This is a genomic window from Pseudonocardia sp. SID8383 (genome assembly GCF_009864975.1).
GTDB classification, from domain to species: Bacteria; Actinomycetota; Actinomycetes; order Mycobacteriales; family Pseudonocardiaceae; genus Pseudonocardia; species Pseudonocardia alni.
Genome location: NZ_WWFY01001189.1, coordinates 1 through 1,922, shown reverse-complemented (window position 1 = coordinate 1,922; position 1,922 = coordinate 1). Strand labels below are relative to the sequence as shown.

Here is a 1,922-nt window from a genome sequence, read left to right as displayed (position 1 = left end):
CGCCGCCCGGCACGTCCTGGGGCCGCTGGAGGCCGCCGCCGGACGTCGCGCCGACACGATCGCCGCCTGCGGCGGCGGTGCGGCGAGCGACCTCTGGTGCCAGATCAAGGCCGACGTGCTGGACCGGCCGCTGCGCCGCACCGCCGAGCGCGACGCCGGGGTGCTCGGTGCCGCGATGCTCGCCGCGCTCGCGACCGGCGACGCCGCCTCGGTCGACGAGCTCGCCGGGCGCATGGTGCGGGTCGACCGGGAGTTCACCCCCGACCCGCGCACCCGCGGCCGCCTCGACGACGCGCACGGCCGCTACCTCGCCGCGCAGCGGGCACTGGCACCGCTGTTCCGCCCGACGGGTGGATAGGGTCCGGCCGTGCCCCCCTCGCCGGTCGCCGTGGTCACCGACTCCACCGCCCACCTGCCGCCCGGCGTCGCGGAACGGCGGGGCATCCACGTCGTCCCGCTGGAGGTGCGGCTCGGCGAGCGCACCGCCCGGGACGGTGTCGACGTCTCCGCCGCCGAGCTGATCACCGCCCTCGCCGACCGGACCCTGCTGGTGCAGACCTCGCGCCCGACCCCGGCCGCGTTCGCCGAGCGCTTCACCGCCCTGCTCGACGACGGCGCCCCCGCCGTCGTGGCCGTGCACCTGTCCCGGGAGCTGTCCGGCACCTGGGACGCGGCCCGGCTCGCCGCACAGGAGGTCGCCCCGGACCGGATCCGGGTCGTCGACTCCGGCGCCATCGCGATGGGTCTGGGCTTCGCCGTGCTGGCCGCCGCCGACGCCGCCGGGGCAGGTGAGGCCCCGGAGGAGGTCGAGGCCGTGGCCGGTGCCGTCGCCGCACGGGCACGGGTCCTGTTCGCGGTGCAGGACCTGGAACGGCTGCGCCGTGGCGGGCGGATCGGTGCCGCGTCCGCGCTGGTGGGCACGGCCCTGTCGGTCAAGCCGATCCTGCACCTGCGCGACGGCCGGATCGCGCCGCTGGAGAAGGTGCGGACGACCTCGCGCGCGACCGAACGGCTCGTCGCGCTCGCGGTCTCCGCGGCGGGCCCGGGGGCGCACGTCGCCGTGCACCACCTCGGTGCCGAGGACCGGGCCGAGGACATCGCCGATCGGCTGCGCGAACAGCTGCCCGACGCCGCCGGGATGCACGTCTCCGAGGTCGGCGCGGTGATCGGGGCGCACGCGGGACCGGGGCTGGTGGGGGTCGTGGTGGTGCCGGCGGGCTGACCGCCTCGTCGAGGGGGGGCCGGCTCCGGCCGCCCTGCCACGGGCCGACGGGCCCCGCCGGTGTGTAGCACGGACCGCCGACGATTCGGCACCGTGACGGCCCACGGGATGCCGTCTGTCCCCAAGCGACGGATCCGTCCACAGGCCGGACACCGGCCGGTCGGAACAGGTGTCACGGACCTAGCGTCGGATGCGTGACCAGGACCGACACCGCCCTCGACCCGGCCCGGCGGCTCGCCGGGATCGGGAGGCGCGGGCGGCCGGACACGGTCGCGGACCGGCTCGAACCCCCGACGGTCCCGTTGCCCGCGCTGCCGGTGCCTCCCGGTCCGGCCGGGTCACGCCCCGGACGACCGCCCGCACCCGGGCCACTCCCGCCGCACGATGTCAGCGGTGCCGTTCCGCCGGGTCCGATGCCGTCCGCCTCCCGACGCGACACCCCGCACCGTGCGACACCTGTTCGGCACGCCGACCCCGACGCCTCGCACGGTGCGGGACCGGAGTGGCCCGCCGACCCTCAGGGCGCGAGGCCGGTGTGGACCGCCGACCCCGACGCCGGCCACCCCCTGGCCCTGCTGGCCCGGGACGACCCCGCCCCGCCCGAGGAGACTCTCGCCGACGACGGCCCGCACGGCGGACGCCCCTCCTGGCTGCGCCGCCGGGCCCAGCGGTGGCTGCCGTCGTCGCTGGCCGGGGCGCG

General features: G+C 78.4%; 2 protein-coding genes. Both read left to right on the top strand.

The features are described 5' to 3' along the window. Positions 1 to 358, top strand: a 358-nt coding sequence (locus tag GTW08_RS29020; protein WP_255497816.1) for an FGGY-family carbohydrate kinase, incomplete at its 5' end; no start/stop codon positions are given. A gap of 9 nt (positions 359 to 367) precedes the next feature. Beyond that, on the top strand, positions 368 to 1,222 hold the full coding sequence (locus GTW08_RS29015; protein WP_161152801.1) for a DegV family protein: 855 nt from the start codon (positions 368 to 370) through the stop codon (positions 1,220 to 1,222). Positions 1,223 to 1,922 lie beyond the last annotated feature (700 nt).